This is a genomic window from Paenibacillus sp. S25, assembly GCF_019454085.1.
GTDB classification, from domain to species: domain Bacteria; phylum Bacillota; class Bacilli; order Paenibacillales; family Paenibacillaceae; genus Paenibacillus; species Paenibacillus polymyxa_B.
On sequence record NZ_CP073683.1, the window covers coordinates 3,269,435 to 3,286,120 of the forward strand.

Below are 16,686 nucleotides of genomic sequence, written 5' to 3' on the forward strand. Positions count from 1 at the left end.
CAAATAAAAAAGCTACTATTCAGCAGCTTTCTCTTGTCTTTCTTCGTATTCTCTTAGATAGTCCACATTAATTTGAAAAGATTTTTTGTACCAATTTCGTCCAAAGAATTCCCAGTAACCTTCTTGAATGTGATATTCATTTTTCATATCTGTCCAATACAAATAATTCATACCAAGGGGGAACCATATAAACCATGTTAAAAATAACGGCACTACTACATAAAAAATTAGTCCATCCCTTATCTTCTTCTTCACTCAAATTCATCTCCTATATTGTTCCATACGATAGTATCGACATTAAGGATGCAGAATTTTATATAACAATACTTCATTCAAAATTAAAAAGAACAGCGATTTTACGCTGCCCCTACTGTAGTGATCGGTAATTTATAACATGCGGTTACCGCTAATCCGCCATGCCTGGAATGGGCTTTGTATGTACATCCTTCTTGCTCCGGGTTTATATTACCCTCTGAGTCCTGTCTCCGATTTAGTTTTGAATGCGCCCTAACCCTCCGTCATGCGCTTGCCACTGCCGCCCCCATATACATGCGGTATAGTTCCCAACGGGAATTATTTCACAGCGATTACCGTCAAACGCTATAGTCCGCATTACGTGCGGAACAATCTGCCGCCCTTATTGATGGGGTATTATGGCCCTCTTTACGGCTGTTCGAATTAGTTGTAGTTAGTTTCGATGTGGGCGAGGCGTGTATCACGGCCTTGCGTCTATTCCGCCACCACATTTAAATCTTAACGATTACAGAAGCTGACCAGCTAGTGCTTTAAGGCCACTTGGTACAGCGATTTGTTTGCCATCATGTTTATTTCCGTTTACATAAGCTGTGTCTTTGTCTACATAGTAGACTACACCTTCGCCGCCGATAACCGGAAAGCCGCTTTCGTCGCAATCCAGATTTGTACCTACATACTTACCATGCTTGGCTGCTTCACTTTCCAATGGATGAAGGTGTAAAATTCCTGTATTGTCCAAGTAAGCGTAACTATGTACCATGTTTATTGCCTCCTAGAATGGATTTAGTTTGTTCCTGAATAAAGTGTAAATCCTTTCTACTCCGTACCTACTACGGATTTACATAGTCCCTACTGTCAGGAGAAAATAAGTAGTGGACTGAGCCTAGAAATTGAAACAGCGACAGCCAAGGACGAAAAAAGGTCCTAGACTGTCGCTGTTCCATTGAACTAACATTCCTCGTTAGCGCAACAATATTTTCAATTCGTGTTATAAAATCTCTTCGCAGCAATGGTGCTATAGTATCCCTTAAATTATTTAAATGTATTTTTGATCGAAGGACTGTCACTGTAGTTTATTATTTTAATCCCAAAGTTTGTTTGTAATTGTTCGGCAGAGAGTGGTGTTGCATCAGTAACGATCACATTTGGGCGTTCACTATAAGTTTCTATATATTCTATTTGTGGTTTTTCAGATACCGAGCCGTCTGGATCACCCATAAAATATGTTGCAGATCCGTAATTGTAATATATCTCAATTTCCGGATCAATTCTATAGGGTTTGATGATTGAAAGTACATTATTGTCACTCAATATAGTAATCCTACGCGTTCCGCTTTTTAAATGTTCATTCCACCGCCTAATCTTACCGAATCCCCCGGCGTTCGTAGAAATATTAGAAAAATCGCAAACAACGGTGTCACTTACGTCATATTTTTTTCCGTTCATTTCATATTTTAATTCAAACGGAAATTCACTGTGTTTTATGGTTGGTGGTGAAGGATCAAGAATGTTTCCTGCCCAAATTATTAACCCTATGATGAGCAATGGTGGCAGTACAAAGATGCCAACGATTTTGGCTATCAAACGTTTTGCAGATTTTTGCATATATTCTCTGTCTCCCAAAAATTGAAAAAACATTAAAAAACAATGGTAGGCATTTCGTATAATATGTTTCTCAAAGGGCGGAATTGCTAATCACCGCTTTAACACAAGTGGCAAGAATACTTCGTCCACAATCTCAGCAATCGTCTGCTCAGACATTGGTCTATTATAAAGTATTAACTCATTGCGGGCCAAATCTCCTGGCAAAGTAAGCATCCGGGACGTAACGGATTCGGCTGACACCTCTCCTCGGTCAACGGCTCGCTGTAGCACTATTGTCATTGTCCTGTTATGACGTCCTTCGGGGAATAGCAAGGATGCAAGCGGCATGGCCCCGATTTCCGTTACAAGCCCATAGAAAGCCTTTAACATCACTTTGGTAGCGTTCTGATTCATCGCTCTAAGCACACCGCAAACATCATCTCTCAAATTCCCGTAATTAGGAACCTCCTCCAGAGGCAAGGGAACACGCTCCCGAATCGCCGCCAATACAATCTCAGCGCGGTTGGCCCATCGCCGGTAAAGTACGGCTTTGCTTGTTCCCGACCGTTCCGCCACTCCATTCATCGAAAGATTAGAATATCCTTGTTCTTTCAATTCTTCCCGTACCGCCTGTAGTATAGCTGCTTCCAGTTCTTTGCCTGTGCGTCTGTTTTTCAATTTATCTTGGTTTTGTGAATTGGACATATTGTTCTCATACTCCTTAAAAAAATTCGTTGCGTTTCATATAGCGATAGTATATCATAGGCACAAATAAGAAACTATAAGTTTCTTATTTGTGTGATCAAAGGGAGGTTTTCAACTTGCAAAAACAAAGTTCCGAAACGCTTGAATCGGCTGAATGGCAGGCGGCCGCGAAGAAAATGATGTGGATTCTAATGATCGGGATGCTGGCCCCGCTATTTGACACGACGATAACCAATGTTGCTATTGATACGCTGGTTCGGGAATTTAATACCTCGGTGTTAACCATTCAATGGGTTATGACCAGTTATCTGCTTGCGCTTGGCATGGTCATCCCCATTACCGGCTGGGCGGTGGAGCGATTTGGGGGCAAGTCTATTTGGCTATTTTCCCTTGGCATGTTCTTGCTGGGTTCTGTTCTATGCAGCTTGGCGTGGAACGTGGAGAGCCTGATTTTTTTCCGTACCATACAGGGGATTGGCGGGGGATTGCTGATGCCGACTATGCAGACATTGGGAGTACGCGCCTCCAGAGGGGAAAATATGGGCAAAATGATGGCCACGGTCGGTTTGCCGGCGCTTCTTGGACCGATTTTGGGACCAGTGCTGGGAGGCCTCATCATTAATCATCTGAACTGGAGATGGATTTTCCTAGTGAATATTCCGATCTGCATCGTTGCCATCATTATGGCGTGGAAGGGACTGCCCAATGAAGAGCGCGGAACCCAAACGTTGCGGCTGGATCTGCTGGGACTGATGCTGCTTTCCCCGGCCATCGTTCTCATTATTTACGGTCTTGGAGAAGTAAGCTCCCACCACGGTTTCGGCCATGCCGCGGTTCTCGTTCCCGTTATAGCGGGTTTAGCGCTTTTGACTGTGTTTGTCGTTTATGCTTTTCGCAAAGGAAACGAAGCGTTGCTTGATGTTAAGCTGTTCCGGGTGCGTTCTTTAGCCGTGTCCTCGACACTGCTCTTTTTATCCGGCCTGACCACTTACGGGGCGATGCTTCTGCTACCGTTATACTTCCAACAAGTCCGCGGCGAATCCGTGCTTATATCCGGTCTGCTGCTCGCGCCGCAAGGGGTAGGGATGCTGCTGACAAGATCGCTTGCCGGCAAACTAACGGATCAGATCGGTTCGAAGCCCGTCGTTCTTGTCGGAACCCTGCTTACCTTGCTTGGAACATGGCCATTTACACAGCTTAGCGCGGATACGAGCTATTTTTATTTGAGCGCAGCATTGATCGTGCGGGGGACAGGATTAGGGGCTGTGTTTCTGCCGGTCATGGCTTCCGCCTATATTGGCCTGTCTTCGAAGCAAATCCCGCATGCCAGCAGCACCACTCGTATTATGCAGCAAATCGGCGGTGCCTTTGGCGCATCGGTTATCGCTATTATTTTGCAGAATGAGTTGAATTCGATCGTGTCACATGACCCAGCAGCCGTAGCTCTTGCGTTCGATCATGCGTTTATCTGGTCGATTGGCTTCTCTGCACTGGCACTAATTCCGGCAATACTTCTGCCGAGAATAAAAAGATAAATTAAAATTAATTCACAATACTAAGGTCAAGCGAGCTTTCGATTGGCATGTTATACCGTGTTCGAAAGCTTCTGTTTGCTACTAGCGGAGCTATTACGATAATCATGTGCTTGTCACAATCAGCGGTAAATCACGCTGCGGTCCACCAGTTCGTACCACCCATCGCATCGCATCAAACCTCAAACCTCAAACCTCAAACAGTGACCTTTCGGGGTCTTCCTTCTTGGGGTTTTCGTTCTGCGTACAACAAATCTTTTATTCAATCCCATCAGTCTTATCGTATTTCGTGTCTTCTCATCATACTCCTTATAGCTCATTCGCAATGGGTTTATAGTTTGCATACACGCCCTAGAATAATTCAAATTAATATCGTACAATCTTGCACTTTTATTAAATGTTTCCGAGCATGTACAGTATCGATAATACTATTACCTAAATTAGACACTCTAATTGAACTATCCTGCCCGTTAGCTCAACGCAGCGATATTACGGCAGCCTATTACTATGATACCATCATGTTCTGTTAGTTATCTTAATCTCTAGGTGACCTTTAAAGCAAAATTATAAAATGCATCACCACGAGATTGGTTCTCTACATCTTCATCCATCCACCATACCCCGTATGAATAAAAATATGTCCCTTTTTCTGTAGGAGCTTGAAAACTATTTTCTTTCAATAAAACTTCTGTAATTTTTCCTTCATAGAATTGCTCGACACAAAATTTATTCGGTTGAGGATCATAATTCATAATGAATTTTACAACAACACCAGGCTTTACTAGAATCGGTTCTTTTCCTTTTAAAAGTTCAACTGGACCAGCTGAATCCACACATGACGTTGTCCAGCAATATGTGCCGAGTTTTGCTTTGTACATTCGTTTATCAATCTGAATTTGAACTTTTGGTGGTTTCTCTCCCTCAAGGTCTTTGTTTTTTTGCTGAACACCCGTGCAACCAACTATACATATAAGAGTTAGTGTCATAATGAATAACAAGATTCTATTCTTCAAATAAACCCTCCTTCTTTATTCGATCCTAATTATTCAACGATAAAAGAAGTAAATTTGTTACAAATCAAATTCATGAGATTAGTAAAATACTGTTTAATATGTTTTTTTCGGAATTAAGATTACTTGTTGAACTAAACTGCCCGTTAGCTTAATGAAGCACCCTCAAGACTATTACTTTATTTTCAGTCTAGAACTTTAGACACCTAAAATTAAGACCGCAAAGGCTTAAGCCCTTACGGTCTAATTTACTTCTGGCATCCTCAGCCCAATTTCACCTTCTTTGTTTCGCCCCCGCCCATAGTCAATAACCACAAAATCCAAAGTCCGATTAATTTTAAGACTGTTTGCTATATTTACAATCGCTCGTCGTCGTTTATCTGCAAATGTCGTAGCTGAGATACCAGGCACATCTTTTCTGTATCCTTTCTCCATATACTGCTGGGCCATGAGATATTTTTTTCCATCTATGAACAGCAGCTTGGCAGCAAGTCCCTCATGCGGATCTCTCATATTATTTATGGCGAAACGGATATTATTAGTGATGAATTGATAGAATTTATAATTTGTATGCCGTTTGTCCTTTAGTATTACAGCATTGGCTGTTACATCTGCCGTTAACTCCCGCCCTGACTCTCGTTTTGCAATTGCTCCCTCGGCGGAAAGCAACTCATACGCGGACATTCCGTTTTCAATCTGTTGAAGAGCAAATTCATAGTTTTTGATCACGTCAATCATATCGACATATTTACTGAGAAGCCACTTTGTTTTTAGAATATCTTCCTGCTCAATGTCCGAAAAAAAGTTTACCTGGATTATCTTTTGCGTATCAGAAGACTCTTCTTCAAGACTATTAACTATACACATTTGATTGTCATTCATCATTTATCATTCCTTTGTATAATGTGATAATTTGGTGAAATCGTTATATCTGGTAGTTAAATGTAAATAGAAACACTATAATAACCTTACACCATAGTTTGCACACGGAGATAAACAAACTAAGGAGGCTTTACTTTTGAAAAAATCTATTATCGCTTTGGCTGCTGGCACAGTTCTTCTTGGGGCATTGTCTGTACCGTCTTTAGGTTTTGCAGAACAACCCCAAACTTCAGCAAATATTTCTTCTGAGACATCATATACTCCGTCTCAAAAGAACAGCAAATGGGTCACTGGTATCAGAGGTGCAACGGTTAAAGAGGATATGAAATCGACAGTTCCAACTTCAAAATTTTACATAGAAGGAGGCTTTGCAGGAGATCTTTATTTGTATAAATGGCAACAAAAAGGAAACAATAAAGTATGCCCATTATATCAAGGCTTCGTTTACAAAATACTCCCTTAATAATAAAAACAACTCTAAAGTAAGCACTTTTTTTCATAGGTGCTTACTTTTTTCATCGTTATTATTTTCCATATTTAATCCTCACCTCGCTTGCCGGCACAGTCTCAATCAATATGTACCTATCTACTTGCACTACACCTATAAACAACAGTACAGCAGCTAATATAGTGGTATATGCGCGTATCATGTGGCATCCTCCTTGACCGCCGCATCCGCAAACACTTTAGATAACTCGATATTAATACACGCTTTGCCCTCTGCGTTCGGTGCATAAAATAATCAGTCCACAGCTGGAAGGCTTTCATGAGTGACCCGTTTAGTCTGGCTATCTCTGCATCCTTTGTTGTATTAGGGATTCAGATTCCTTTTGAGTATCGACGAGTACCTTTATGTTTCCTTTCAATAATTTCATTTTCGGTGTTCGAAAAATACAACCGTTTTTCTATATCATCTGCCCTACTTTTTTCTTTTTCGGCTTCCAGTATCCAGTAATCCATTCGCTTTTCCCAGTCTAGTTTATCTGTCATTGTTGTTCCTCCCCCATGCACACCTTGCATTCGTCGTCTTCGAATTTCAGTTCTTCTTCTTTTCGATCAATCTCTATATGCGGTTCTGACCAAAAAAGTTCTTCTGCCAAAATGCGAAAATACTCTCATTGCAAGTCTTCTGTGTCTTCTTGTTTTTCCTTTTCTGATTTGATCAAGTCCATGACCGAATATTCGTGTCCGTCTTGGAAGAAGCAACGCATTAAGTCCGCTTCCTGCTCATTATTCACTACGATTTTCATCTATATATCCTCCCTTTGGTGCCGTGTGACCGACACCCTGTATAGGCTTAATATTTCAAATCACGATATCTTATCCCATGTTCAATGGGGCTGCCTAATTCTTCATGTTCATCATCACATTCCCAACAGCAAGCAAACTCCCCATCGTATAACCTGCCTGTAAGTATTTCTCTGACTTCGCTTATTGGCTTTCCGCAGTTGGCACATCTGGACTTACCATCTTGTTTAATAGCTGATATCGGCCACATATTCATATCTATCATCCTTCCAACGCTCCTGGGTGAGCGTATTTGATTGGTGGTTACTCCCTCCTCATCCACATAAAACCGCTCTATGCATCGTTTGAGGTGGATTATCCCACTGTGCTTATCGCTCATTATAGGTATATAGGGGTATAGGCTAAGAGGATGTTAAGCCTCAATCCTCTTAGATTTGTCTAATATCTATGTCAATCAGTTCTTATCCCCCTAATTCTTCTATTTCTTGTGGGGTTAGGATCATTTGGGCTCTTCAGACCGAATCTGCACTCCGATCTCACGCATGCTATTCCCTTCGTATTCTCCTAGATATACCAACTGTCTCACCGTTACTGTTCCATACACTTTGTATTTACTCACGGGTTATCTCTCCTTTGGTATAGGGGATGCATTGTGTCTCTCTCCCTTATGGAGGGTTGCCCCTCCTTCTTGTCCCCTATGAGTTTAAAATCTTTTAATGCAATGCTTCAGAATACTTTCGTGGCATTGGCTTTGTATAAACGGTCTTCGCATCTTCATATGTCAGGCGGAAATATGTACTTTTCTCATCCCATCCACCTCGTTTTGTAGCTAACCCTTTAGCAACAAGATCATTCCAAACCGATTGACCGTGTCACAGTAAAAATTGTTTTTGTCGGCTTCTAAGTTCCATCTTGTATCCTTCCTCTCTGCCCTTCGAGTCCATTAATGACGCAATACACCGTATTAGCTTAGAGGCATCTCCATCAAGCCCTCAACACTGAATATCTTGTGCATAAACTATCAAAAAGGAGATGAGATAATGACTAGATTGTTAGATGCTCGAACATCTCAAAATGCAAGTTATGGTAATACAATCTCAATTCCCTTGCCAGCCAATACTCCTGTTGCCATCGCAGAGCTTGGCTTAGACGTGACGGGCGCTGGGGGAAATATGCGTGTACAATTATCAGGAATTGCTGAGCTTTCATTTCCCACTACTCCACCATTTGACTCCGTTATTGCTATTTCTATTGTTAGAGGCACTCTCGACTCTCCTGTTGCTTACGCTCTTTACTCTGTTAGTGTCTCCGAAGCAAATCCCAACGCTGTACAGGTCGTCACCATTAATGCTTCCGATTACGATGTCCCTCTACCACCATCAAATGAATTGGTGTATACCTTATATCTATTTTGCACAGCGGATGCCACCCGAATAGGAATAGAAAGTTTTAATGCGGTTGCCTACTCAGATTAAAATTACACCGTCACATGGAGGGCAAAGCCCTCTTATTTTTCTTCTATCTGTCCTTGAGGGACGATACTTTCCATCTGTCGTTCTTTTTTGGTATAGTTTACTTAAAGGAGTTGATCCAATGGGATTCATGCTTATTCTTATTGCGATTATTTTTTTCTCGCTTGGTATTTTAAGTAAACGAAATCCCACCTGGGGATGGCGTGCAAACGAAGCCTGGAAGATCAAAGGTGACTCAGAACCAAGTGATGCTTACATCGATGACATGAAATTTAGAGGCTCTGTATCGATTCTCTTTGGGTTCTTCTTTTTAACATGTGGACTTTTGGTTATATTCCTGTAAGTTCTACTATATGTTTTCAATCCTCAAATTACCCACATCCATAAGGCACTTGCTGTTTGGCGGCGACTCCCAAAACGTCACTGCTCACGTTTTCAAAAACAGAAATCTGTCTCTCATCCATAGCTTCCAGCAATCGAACTCCCTTAATCTTCAAAGACCGGCCTGCCGCTGTAGTAAGTAGTAAAAATCATTTTTCTCGCATAGTATTTACTCATCTAACCAGCCCCCTTTAAGGAAGAACAATGTAGAAACTCGACTCATCACTTTGGAGTGTGAGTAGCTTAGAAGAGCCAGTATACCCGAGTGTAATGACTTCGTTTTCTAAGACTTTCAAGGCATCCAACACATATTTTGCATTCAACGTTAGTTTGAAATTTTTTCATAGCCGAGGTTTATGCACACATTTCCAAAAAATAGAGATGAATAGCATGGAGAAATATGAGTCTTTTACCGAGGGTCTATTTCAATAATATTTTTTGTGGGGAGATTATGGGGGAGAACTAATTAGTCTCAAATGACGGATGGATTACCCACACACAAAAAAATCCCTCAACGCTTAGAGCGCCAAGGGATTTCACATTTTAGTAAAGCGTCAGATATTGATCACGTTCCCACTGGTGAACTTGTGTGCGATTTATGTACGAATTTATCGTTTCATCTTTTCCTATATTAGGATAACGATTTATAGAATATTTCATCAGAAACGTTGTTCACAATCTATCATAACTTTTCATGAGTTGGGGGACATTTGGGGGATGCTTAGGGGGACGACTTTAAGAGCAATGTAAGGGGCAAATGGGTGTGAACCATTCTGCCCCGTTTTGCATACTACTTTACGAAAGTGAATTCATGAATCCACGAAGGGGCTTCCACTATTACAACGACCGGCAGGGTAATCCCAAATACTCGAAGCATGGATAAGGTATAAATTTCAGCATTCTCTTTTTTTATGTCCCATTTAATCTTTAATCTGTGTATTTGCATTGATGCACGTCCTTTGTCGTATTTACTGGAGTGCCTCTCAGTGATATAATTTGCACGAATAGACATCTACTGGAGGATCTCTGATTGAAAATCTCCCGTGGGAGATGCCGACTTAAGGAGTTACTCGAAGAACGTCGTATAAAACAAATTGATCTTGCTAGGCGCACAGGCTACAGCAGACATTTGATATCCAATTGGGCCAACAATCAGGATAAAATGTCGGCTGATGTTATGATTAACGTAGCCTATGCTCTCGATTGTAGAATAGAAGACTTATACGAACTGATCTTTGAGTGAGCCTGTTGGCTCTCCCTTGGATAAAAGTATGGATAAACCATACTTTTTATAAATAACTCTACTCCCCTTCCTTTTTTCTTTTCATTAGCAATTATGCCTATAATCGAATATATCTATTTTTGACATGCCTATACTACTATTAAATCCCAATATTAGGGTTTTGGCAACAAAAATTCGGGCGCTGAATGTCTCTTAACATTCGACATTATAAGACACTTATTTTCGACAAAAAAAGAGTCGCTATTTCGTAGCAACTCCTGTGAAGATTATTTTTGAATTTATGAAGCCCATTTCTTCAACAACCTCGTCAAATCGGTGGTAAGCGATTGGACACCTTTTTGATGTTTTTGTTATTTCATCTTCAAAGTAAGCATCTTTGAAAATACCATTAACGATTTTCACTTTTTCTACATTAAGAGTATTACTTCTGTCCACATTCAAAAAGCGAAATCCGTTACAATTCAAAAAGTTTTCCCAATGTCTCAAGGTACCTACCATATAGTATGTTTTATCAAATGTGTGAACCAGTATCTGATCTCGCTTTCTCCCCTTAGAAATGAAAAGAACTTTGTCCACTTGAACATTTTCGCCTTTTTCTATTCCTCCGGGATCTGCTGATACGGTTAAACTTAGCATTTAACATTCCCCGCTTACTTTAACAATTCTTTTGGTGGTTCGGGACTGTGAATCCATGACAGACTTGCCGTACTCACCGATGCAACCGCAAGTGTTGTCAACATTGCAGCAACATTGTAATACATACTTGCCTTCACTTTACTTGGTTTGGTTTTCTTCATTTTTCACACCTCCTTCTATTAGTGTTAAACTCTGAACAAAAAAACTAGCAGCTACTACCGAAAAACCCAACCACAGATTTAGAGCAACAATTGCAACTCCCGTAAACTTTAGCAACGGATAGTACTGCTTTGATATACGTGTCTTCCCCTCTATCCGCGATGGCGCGTAAACCAAGATAAGTACAATACTTATTATCGACGTAATAACGATCCAATTGTAATTAAAACTTGCGAAAGATAAAGCAGTAAGTAGAACTGTAGATACAACAATACACATTATATTGCTCTTTAAATGTATCCCTCCTACAATTTGACGCAACACTGAAAAAGATATCATCGCTAACAAAGTTTCCTGCATCCTGTCCGTAAAAAACGAGATACCGATAGTCAGTAAAATAATTGAAACTGTATTGATCGCAACGGATATCCCGTGTTTTAGAACATCTATAGATGAAGGATGATCAGGGACAACTGTTTTGATGTGAGTTGCAATATTAAGAGCGATAGTGTCAAGACTTTTTATAGTAATCACGCTCCGTTTTTAATGCATAATACAAAAACATGGCAGATGCTAAGGCAATAAATAGAATACTTAAAAAGAAATTATTGACGTAAAACATAAATGCACAAGCTGCCAATACTCCTATTATTAAAATAACAACGAGTACATACTCCCACTTAAAACGTAGATTCTCATAATCTGCTGTAAAGCCTATTTTAAATTTATACAGAAACCACGAAATAGCTAACACCCACGCACTGGTAACCGCTTGCGCTAACGATCCTTCTGCAGAGGTCTGCATTTCTGTTGTTAAGGTACCAAAAAGCATTAATATAATCGCTGCTTGGAATAATGTATACAAAAATGTGCCTGTAATGGATATGATGGCTGCCCAAATAATCGGCATCCTAACAACAGTGGTTATCAATAACGTGAACAATATAATGTTTATGATTGGAGCAAAGAAAGCTAAAGAAGTTTCTTCCCTTAAAATGAAACTTTGCAAATTCATTATCAATCCAATAAACAATGCAGGCCATACATAGTCTAAAGCCCTAACTCTGAAAATAGTTAACATTAAAACGAACGCTGCAAATGTTTCTACAATTGAGAAAAGCAAGAACCTCATAGGCTCCCACATAACACATAACCCCTTCACATAATTGGTAACAAATATGCTTTAATTCTATATTTGTTACTTGTTAGAGGCAATCCAATTACCATGTTAAATGGAAGTATTTATGTATTATGTGAGGTAATTATTTTCAGCCTGCCGATATAATATCCTCCAGCTTAATCCAGCTATAATCATCCTCACCACGTGATAGCTTCACTTCGCGTCTAGCGGTGTTAATTGACGTAACTACACCAGTCATAACCATATCGTCGAACGGGCTAAAAACAGTCACGCTAACAGGCTGGCGTGAGTTGTAGGACTCTATTAGAGCTTGCTCGATGAGTTGCACTTCTTGATCGTCCAATTCCGGTTTCCCACGGCGCTGGCGATCCTGCATGAGCTTTAAATATGCTTCCTTGTGTTCCGGTATGATAATGCGTGAACTTTCCCATAAACCATTACCCTCAAGTTTCTTTCCCATGTATTAGCCTCCTGATGTGTTATGTAACGATTATATTACGAACGTTTGTTCCTAACAAGGTATTTTATTCGCTCTATGAAACTTTTGTACTAGAAAAATATTACTAGGTAATATATACTATTTTTTATACATCTATCAAATAGGGGGAAAATGTTTTGAAGAAGCCGTTTTATAAGAAGTGGTGGTTTTGGGTTATTATCGTTATATTAGTCATAGGTGCCCTTGGTTCAAAGAACAATGACCCAGCGAAGACTGCGACAACCGATTCTAAAACAACAGATACTAAAGAAGTGACAACTACAGTAAACGTGGATAAGAAAGAAGAACCTAAAGTTAAAGCCGAGGCAAAAGAGGAAAGTGTCCCTAGGGAATATAAAGCAGCGTTAAAAAAAGCGGAAGACTATGCTGAAGTTATGAATATGTCAAAGGCAGGCATTTACGATCAGTTGACTTCTGAAAACGGAGAGAACTTCAATAAAAAAGCCGCTCAATATGCTATGGATAACATTGTAGCTGATTGGAAAGGAAACGCATTGAAAAAGGCACAATCATATGCAGAAACTATGAATATGTCAGATTCAGCTATTTACGATCAATTGATTTCAGAACACGGGGAAAAATTCACTAAGGAAGAAGCGAAATACGCAATAGCTAATTTAAAATAACAAAAATGGACAATAGCAGCCCCGGAGCAATCCGGGGTTTTAATATTTCTATAACCATTATGACTATTGTCAACAAAGGTAATTCCATTGCCTGAATAAAATGAATATGATAACATAAGAATAGAAAAAGGGAACGGCAGCCACCGTCCCCTGCACGACTTACCGCTATAAGAGCGGTCAGCAATTGAGGTTTGATCCAGAAATAGACCGTATCCTCGTCAGGGCGGTCTATTTCCGTTTATGGAAAGAAAGTATCAGAATCACCAACGTTGCGAATTGAATCATCAACATCAGTGTGTCTTTAACTCCCATGACGTCACCTCCCTTCCGGGAGATTAGCCGACCGCCCTTTATAGCCGTTTTGTCGCACAATCCAGATTATACCACAAAAAAACCTAGGTAGGTCCGGAAACTTGCTTTTATTTTTCCATTAATTTATTAAATATCTCTCTATCTTTGGGAGTAAAGTCGGAAATCCGTTTCTTTTTCACGTATGTGTTGGTACTTGAATCCAATTTGATGAAGCCATTTTCCCCAACCATATATACGATATTTTTTTTTATCTTATATGACACAATATTATCAACAGCTTTTTCCAGTGGATCAGCAAGATGATTATAAAGTATTAAAGGGTCTTGCGGCCCCCCTCTCAAAATTTGAAAAGTCCCGTCACCAAAATATTCTACGGTATCTTTGCCTGATGGGTATTTATACTTCGTACTATCCCCCAAATTCACTAAAAAAATTATAGTAGTAGTTATAACTAGTAAAGAGAGCAAGATCAAAATAAAGATATATCTACGCTTCATCCGCAATTCACACCTCACTTCCAAGCTTTTCTTGTATCGGATACTGTTACATAAGACGTATACTCATTTAGTGTTCCCCATGATTCCATTAAATTTGTTAGGTTTGCTGCAGCCCAACCAAGTTTGTTGTTCCCAGTAAACATTTGTTTAAAATTATACTCAAAATTATAGACATCAGAATACGTTGTAGTAATTTTCCATTGCCCGTTTACATATGTTCCATCTATTTTGTACTTCATTTTGTGAAAAGCATTATATAAATCTCTATCACTTTCTAATTGCTCAGATCCATTATAAGAAAAACTTTTAACTTTTTTAGCATTAGCTTTTTTGACTTCATCATTAACTATTGCGATGTGCTCTTTAGATTTTTTAACTTGCTGCGCCTCATATGACCACTCGTTAAAGTGTAAATTTCCTGGTTTATAGTCAAGTGAATGTTGAAGTAAATTGGCTGTGATGTCCCCGTACTTCTTTCGAGCTATAGGAACAGCTACTAATGCAAATGCTTTACGATCAGGATAATGTATTACAGTATCTGTCGAATCTTTTACCTTCTCTACGCCTCGTACCCAAGTCTTTTCTAGTTCTACCATAGGATTTTCAAACGGAAAAGTATTACTTCCTGCATACACTAACATATTCTTACTATATGCACCTTCCAGTACTTTTTGCGAGACATCAAACTGATCCTTTTCTCTTGTTTCCTTAGGTTCTAACTGAGGACTGTATTGAATTTTTCCCAATTGATCTTCTTTTTGTTTTAGAACAAGTTCAAACTCAAGGATCTCTTTACTGGTATCAATCTGTTCTTGATACTTAACTACATAGGCGTGTGTAAACGTAATATCTCGGATTGTGTTTTCATTTCTAACGATTTGGATATTACATTTGCGATAGTAATCCTCACTATCAGGTTTATATTCTGTATTTGCCCATGTATACAGCATGTTGGAATTATCCGCATTGTCTATAACTGAAGGAAGCGAATGAAGCGGAATTTTGCTTCGAATATGTAGCGAATGAGCCAAGTTTGTAGACTTAGCTGAAAGGTTTATGGAACTATTATTCTTATAAGTAAAGCCAGTGATTTCACCTTTTACAAACTCAATTGGCTCACCACCGGATTTGCGTTCTACTCTTAATGAAATACTCATTAAAATAATCTCCTTTGTTAATTTAATCTGGTTTTGTAGGAAAAATTTATGAAAACTAATTTCCAGATATTAATATATACGAAAAATATTAAATAGTAAACATATTTTCAACGTGGTAAAGGACGACAATTGAGTTTCGTAACCTCGGCAAATTATATGAAGAAGCTAAAACGAAATATAATCCAGCCTAACACAGGCCTGTTAAAAACGATAAAAGCTCCGCCGACCAATTAAGGTTACAGAGCTTTTTATTTATTTAGAGTATTCACTTACTTCAAACGTTAGGATACGATCATATAGCATGTAATCCTTACGGCTACTGAATGGGCCTTTGTTGTTGTAGTGCTTATTGATGGCGTATGAAGCCGATCCAGAACCAGCCTGCTTACTTTCGTACCATGAGATAAAGTCATTGACCTCTTTCATGCTTAGGTCAAATTCCTTCTCCAATCCTGTTGTCATAGTAACTACCAGAATTGCACGGTTGCCAGTTGGTTGCTCAGGGTCAGTTTGACCGCCTCCTCCTTGTGGAGTGGCAGATGCTTCATTGGAGTATTCAGAATCCGCGCCGTTCACCTTAGCACTTACAACAAAGTAGTATTTTGTTCCGTTGGTCAGGCCGGGAATAACAAAGTTTCCATAGGCATCTTTTGTAGCTGTTACTGTTTCAGTATACTTACCAGACTCAGTTCCATATCTGACCGTGTAGCTTTCAGCGTCTTGAACCTGGTCCCAGTTTAAAGTAGCCTGATTATCATTTCCAGTAGCATTAAGATTTATCGGAGCCTCATTATCCACAAGCATTCCATCTTCATTGATATCAATCGCATCTAAATTTAACAGTCCATCGGCACTTTCTAACTTAATCACTACTTCATGAATCGCATTAGTCAAAGCTTTCTTCTCATAAACGAGTGTTTGTCCAGCAGTCTTAGAATATTCACTAAAATACTCAACATTTCCATCTATCGAGATAACGGCTCTTTTAGTTTTAGAATCCCAATTATCTGATAAAATTCTCAATTGTGTACCTTTAAAGGAAAAAGAAATGTACGCATCAGTATCCCTTGTTTGATGTATGGCCCCATCGGATAGTTTGATCCCATCTTTGAATAGATACCATGATCCATGATATTTGATGAACTTATGAGCATCATCGTAACGATGCCAGCCCTTTTCATAAGTATAAAGATTCTGACCTAATGTAGCTGCATAGGAACTTGAGTTTAAAAACGTAACCATTACAAACAGAAGAACTCCAAACAAAATACCAAATTTCTTAGTAAAACCGATCTTCACAAATATTCCCCCTAAGTAATCTATTGAACAGTAATTGACTACAATGTA

The 16,686-nt window shown here is 39.5% G+C and carries 25 protein-coding genes and 1 pseudogene; 6 read left to right on the forward strand and 20 right to left on the reverse strand.

What is annotated here, in order from left to right:
* Positions 1–15: 15 nt before the first annotated feature.
* The 4 genes from KAI37_RS14125 to KAI37_RS14140 all read right to left on the reverse strand — a co-directional run bounded on the left by KAI37_RS14125 (position 16) and on the right by KAI37_RS14140 (position 2,544).
* Positions 16–255, reverse strand: coding sequence for a hypothetical protein (locus KAI37_RS14125; protein ID WP_076294826.1), 240 nt, complete (start codon positions 253–255; stop codon positions 16–18).
* Positions 256–760: 505 nt separating this feature from the next.
* Positions 761–1,015 carry a hypothetical protein gene (locus tag KAI37_RS14130; RefSeq protein WP_076294827.1) on the reverse strand — a complete coding sequence of 85 codons (255 nt, stop codon included), beginning with the start codon at positions 1,013–1,015 and terminating at the stop codon, positions 761–763.
* Between the two features lie 272 nt (positions 1,016–1,287).
* Positions 1,288–1,860 carry a hypothetical protein gene (locus KAI37_RS14135; RefSeq protein WP_220029672.1) on the reverse strand — a complete coding sequence of 191 codons (573 nt, stop codon included), beginning with the start codon at positions 1,858–1,860 and terminating at the stop codon, positions 1,288–1,290.
* Positions 1,861–1,950: 90 nt separating this feature from the next.
* A complete protein-coding gene (locus KAI37_RS14140; RefSeq protein ID WP_220029673.1) occupies positions 1,951–2,544 on the reverse strand; it encodes a TetR/AcrR family transcriptional regulator in 594 nt (197 codons plus the stop codon).
* 116 nt (positions 2,545–2,660) lie between these two features.
* On the opposite strand from KAI37_RS14140, the gene KAI37_RS14145 reads away from it, so the two are divergent.
* Positions 2,661–4,079 (forward strand): MDR family MFS transporter, encoded by a 1,419-nt coding sequence (locus KAI37_RS14145; RefSeq protein ID WP_258382976.1) that lies wholly within the window; start codon positions 2,661–2,663, stop codon positions 4,077–4,079.
* Between the two features lie 539 nt (positions 4,080–4,618).
* On the opposite strand, the gene KAI37_RS14150 is transcribed toward KAI37_RS14145, so the two are convergent.
* Together KAI37_RS14150 and KAI37_RS14155 are read right to left on the reverse strand one after the other, a co-directional pair.
* Positions 4,619–5,089, reverse strand: coding sequence for a hypothetical protein (locus KAI37_RS14150; protein ID WP_220029674.1), 471 nt, complete (start codon positions 5,087–5,089; stop codon positions 4,619–4,621).
* Positions 5,090–5,329: 240 nt separating this feature from the next.
* Positions 5,330–5,971 carry a hypothetical protein gene (locus KAI37_RS14155; protein ID WP_220029675.1) on the reverse strand — a complete coding sequence of 214 codons (642 nt, stop codon included), beginning with the start codon at positions 5,969–5,971 and terminating at the stop codon, positions 5,330–5,332.
* Between the two features lie 133 nt (positions 5,972–6,104).
* Between KAI37_RS14155 and KAI37_RS14160 the strand changes: the two genes are divergently transcribed.
* Positions 6,105–6,431: a hypothetical protein gene (locus KAI37_RS14160; RefSeq protein WP_220029676.1), complete on the forward strand. Its 327-nt coding sequence runs from the start codon at positions 6,105–6,107 to the stop codon at positions 6,429–6,431.
* Positions 6,432–6,492: 61 nt separating this feature from the next.
* Here KAI37_RS14160 and KAI37_RS26430 read toward each other — a convergent pair whose 3' ends face one another.
* The 3 genes from KAI37_RS26430 to KAI37_RS26435 all read right to left on the reverse strand — a co-directional run bounded on the left by KAI37_RS26430 (position 6,493) and on the right by KAI37_RS26435 (position 7,218).
* On the reverse strand, positions 6,493–6,618 hold the full coding sequence (locus KAI37_RS26430; RefSeq protein WP_258382977.1) for a hypothetical protein: 126 nt from the start codon (positions 6,616–6,618) through the stop codon (positions 6,493–6,495).
* Between the two features lie 169 nt (positions 6,619–6,787).
* On the reverse strand, positions 6,788–6,958 hold the full coding sequence (locus KAI37_RS14165; RefSeq protein WP_220029677.1) for a hypothetical protein: 171 nt from the start codon (positions 6,956–6,958) through the stop codon (positions 6,788–6,790).
* A 125-nt stretch (positions 6,959–7,083) separates the two neighbouring features.
* Positions 7,084–7,218 carry a hypothetical protein gene (locus tag KAI37_RS26435; RefSeq protein ID WP_258382978.1) on the reverse strand — a complete coding sequence of 45 codons (135 nt, stop codon included), beginning with the start codon at positions 7,216–7,218 and terminating at the stop codon, positions 7,084–7,086.
* A gap of 1,038 nt (positions 7,219–8,256) precedes the next feature.
* Between KAI37_RS26435 and KAI37_RS14170 the strand changes: the two genes are divergently transcribed.
* Together KAI37_RS14170 and KAI37_RS14175 are read left to right on the forward strand one after the other, a co-directional pair.
* Complete coding sequence (locus KAI37_RS14170; protein ID WP_076293093.1) at positions 8,257–8,691, forward strand: hypothetical protein; 435 nt, start codon at positions 8,257–8,259, stop codon at positions 8,689–8,691.
* 118 nt (positions 8,692–8,809) lie between these two features.
* On the forward strand, positions 8,810–9,031 hold the full coding sequence (locus KAI37_RS14175; RefSeq protein ID WP_053325617.1) for a DUF6199 family natural product biosynthesis protein: 222 nt from the start codon (positions 8,810–8,812) through the stop codon (positions 9,029–9,031).
* Between the two features lie 28 nt (positions 9,032–9,059).
* Here the strand turns inward: KAI37_RS14175 and KAI37_RS14180 are convergent, their stop codons facing one another.
* Positions 9,060–9,185, reverse strand: coding sequence for a hypothetical protein (locus KAI37_RS14180; RefSeq protein ID WP_258382979.1), 126 nt, complete (start codon positions 9,183–9,185; stop codon positions 9,060–9,062).
* 75 nt (positions 9,186–9,260) lie between these two features.
* A pseudogene (locus KAI37_RS14185) lies at positions 9,261–9,395 on the reverse strand (DNA polymerase III subunit beta); the annotation flags it as partial.
* 704 nt (positions 9,396–10,099) lie between these two features.
* Here KAI37_RS14185 and KAI37_RS14190 point away from each other — a divergent pair.
* Positions 10,100–10,312, forward strand: coding sequence for a helix-turn-helix domain-containing protein (locus tag KAI37_RS14190; protein WP_069289685.1), 213 nt, complete (start codon positions 10,100–10,102; stop codon positions 10,310–10,312).
* A gap of 240 nt (positions 10,313–10,552) precedes the next feature.
* On the opposite strand, the gene KAI37_RS14195 is transcribed toward KAI37_RS14190, so the two are convergent.
* The 5 genes from KAI37_RS14195 to KAI37_RS14215 form a co-directional block, all read right to left on the reverse strand.
* Positions 10,553–10,948, reverse strand: coding sequence for a LytTR family transcriptional regulator DNA-binding domain-containing protein (locus tag KAI37_RS14195; protein WP_069289686.1), 396 nt, complete (start codon positions 10,946–10,948; stop codon positions 10,553–10,555).
* 14 nt (positions 10,949–10,962) lie between these two features.
* Positions 10,963–11,109, reverse strand: coding sequence for a cyclic lactone autoinducer peptide (locus tag KAI37_RS14200; RefSeq protein ID WP_075154285.1), 147 nt, complete (start codon positions 11,107–11,109; stop codon positions 10,963–10,965).
* On the reverse strand, positions 11,087–11,641 hold the full coding sequence (locus tag KAI37_RS14205; protein WP_113050216.1) for an accessory gene regulator ArgB-like protein: 555 nt from the start codon (positions 11,639–11,641) through the stop codon (positions 11,087–11,089). The genes KAI37_RS14200 and KAI37_RS14205 overlap by 23 nt, the downstream gene beginning before the upstream one ends.
* Positions 11,619–12,251 (reverse strand): hypothetical protein, encoded by a 633-nt coding sequence (locus KAI37_RS14210; protein ID WP_220029678.1) that lies wholly within the window; start codon positions 12,249–12,251, stop codon positions 11,619–11,621. The genes KAI37_RS14205 and KAI37_RS14210 overlap by 23 nt, the downstream gene beginning before the upstream one ends.
* Positions 12,252–12,375: 124 nt before the next feature.
* Positions 12,376–12,708, reverse strand: a complete 333-nt coding sequence (locus KAI37_RS14215; protein ID WP_220029679.1) for a YolD-like family protein — start codon at positions 12,706–12,708, stop codon at positions 12,376–12,378.
* Between the two features lie 155 nt (positions 12,709–12,863).
* On the opposite strand from KAI37_RS14215, the gene KAI37_RS14220 reads away from it, so the two are divergent.
* Entirely contained in the window at positions 12,864–13,373 is a 510-nt protein-coding gene (locus KAI37_RS14220) for an Ltp family lipoprotein (RefSeq protein ID WP_220029680.1), read from the forward strand.
* 228 nt (positions 13,374–13,601) lie between these two features.
* On the opposite strand, the gene KAI37_RS26795 is transcribed toward KAI37_RS14220, so the two are convergent.
* The 4 genes from KAI37_RS26795 to KAI37_RS14240 all read right to left on the reverse strand — a co-directional run bounded on the left by KAI37_RS26795 (position 13,602) and on the right by KAI37_RS14240 (position 16,638).
* A complete protein-coding gene (locus tag KAI37_RS26795; protein WP_481856620.1) occupies positions 13,602–13,685 on the reverse strand; it encodes a putative holin-like toxin in 84 nt (27 codons plus the stop codon).
* 107 nt (positions 13,686–13,792) lie between these two features.
* A complete protein-coding gene (locus KAI37_RS14230) occupies positions 13,793–14,182 on the reverse strand; it encodes a hypothetical protein (protein ID WP_220029682.1) in 390 nt (129 codons plus the stop codon).
* A 14-nt stretch (positions 14,183–14,196) separates the two neighbouring features.
* Positions 14,197–15,339: a hypothetical protein gene (locus tag KAI37_RS14235; protein WP_220029683.1), complete on the reverse strand. Its 1,143-nt coding sequence runs from the start codon at positions 15,337–15,339 to the stop codon at positions 14,197–14,199.
* A 252-nt stretch (positions 15,340–15,591) separates the two neighbouring features.
* Positions 15,592–16,638 carry a fibronectin type III domain-containing protein gene (locus KAI37_RS14240; RefSeq protein WP_220029684.1) on the reverse strand — a complete coding sequence of 349 codons (1,047 nt, stop codon included), beginning with the start codon at positions 16,636–16,638 and terminating at the stop codon, positions 15,592–15,594.
* Positions 16,639–16,686 lie beyond the last annotated feature (48 nt).

What these genes read in the sequence shown, in the direction of transcription:
- KAI37_RS14210 (WP_220029678.1), bottom strand. Translation starts at nt 12,251, where the DNA reads ATGTGGGAGCCTATGAGGTTCTTGCTTTTCTCAATTGTAGAAACATTT.
- KAI37_RS14230 (WP_220029682.1), bottom strand. Translation starts at nt 14,182, where the DNA reads ATGAAGCGTAGATATATCTTTATTTTGATCTTGCTCTCTTTACTAGTT.
- KAI37_RS14235 (WP_220029683.1), bottom strand. Translation starts at nt 15,339, where the DNA reads ATGAGTATTTCATTAAGAGTAGAACGCAAATCCGGTGGTGAGCCAATT.
- KAI37_RS14165 (WP_220029677.1), bottom strand. Translation starts at nt 6,958, where the DNA reads ATGACAGATAAACTAGACTGGGAAAAGCGAATGGATTACTGGATACTG.
- KAI37_RS26435 (WP_258382978.1), bottom strand. Translation starts at nt 7,218, where the DNA reads ATGAAAATCGTAGTGAATAATGAGCAGGAAGCGGACTTAATGCGTTGC.
- KAI37_RS14175 (WP_053325617.1), top strand. Translation starts at nt 8,810, where the DNA reads ATGGGATTCATGCTTATTCTTATTGCGATTATTTTTTTCTCGCTTGGT.
- KAI37_RS26795 (WP_481856620.1), bottom strand. Translation starts at nt 13,685, where the DNA reads ATGGGAGTTAAAGACACACTGATGTTGATGATTCAATTCGCAACGTTG.
- KAI37_RS14215 (WP_220029679.1), bottom strand. Translation starts at nt 12,708, where the DNA reads ATGGGAAAGAAACTTGAGGGTAATGGTTTATGGGAAAGTTCACGCATT.
- KAI37_RS26430 (WP_258382977.1), bottom strand. Translation starts at nt 6,618, where the DNA reads ATGATACGCGCATATACCACTATATTAGCTGCTGTACTGTTGTTTATA.
- KAI37_RS14140 (WP_220029673.1), bottom strand. Translation starts at nt 2,544, where the DNA reads ATGTCCAATTCACAAAACCAAGATAAATTGAAAAACAGACGCACAGGC.
- KAI37_RS14135 (WP_220029672.1), bottom strand. Translation starts at nt 1,860, where the DNA reads ATGCAAAAATCTGCAAAACGTTTGATAGCCAAAATCGTTGGCATCTTT.
- KAI37_RS14130 (WP_076294827.1), bottom strand. Translation starts at nt 1,015, where the DNA reads ATGGTACATAGTTACGCTTACTTGGACAATACAGGAATTTTACACCTT.
- KAI37_RS14155 (WP_220029675.1), bottom strand. Translation starts at nt 5,971, where the DNA reads ATGATGAATGACAATCAAATGTGTATAGTTAATAGTCTTGAAGAAGAG.
- KAI37_RS14195 (WP_069289686.1), bottom strand. Translation starts at nt 10,948, where the DNA reads ATGCTAAGTTTAACCGTATCAGCAGATCCCGGAGGAATAGAAAAAGGC.
- KAI37_RS14170 (WP_076293093.1), top strand. Translation starts at nt 8,257, where the DNA reads ATGACTAGATTGTTAGATGCTCGAACATCTCAAAATGCAAGTTATGGT.
- KAI37_RS14200 (WP_075154285.1), bottom strand. Translation starts at nt 11,109, where the DNA reads ATGAAGAAAACCAAACCAAGTAAAGTGAAGGCAAGTATGTATTACAAT.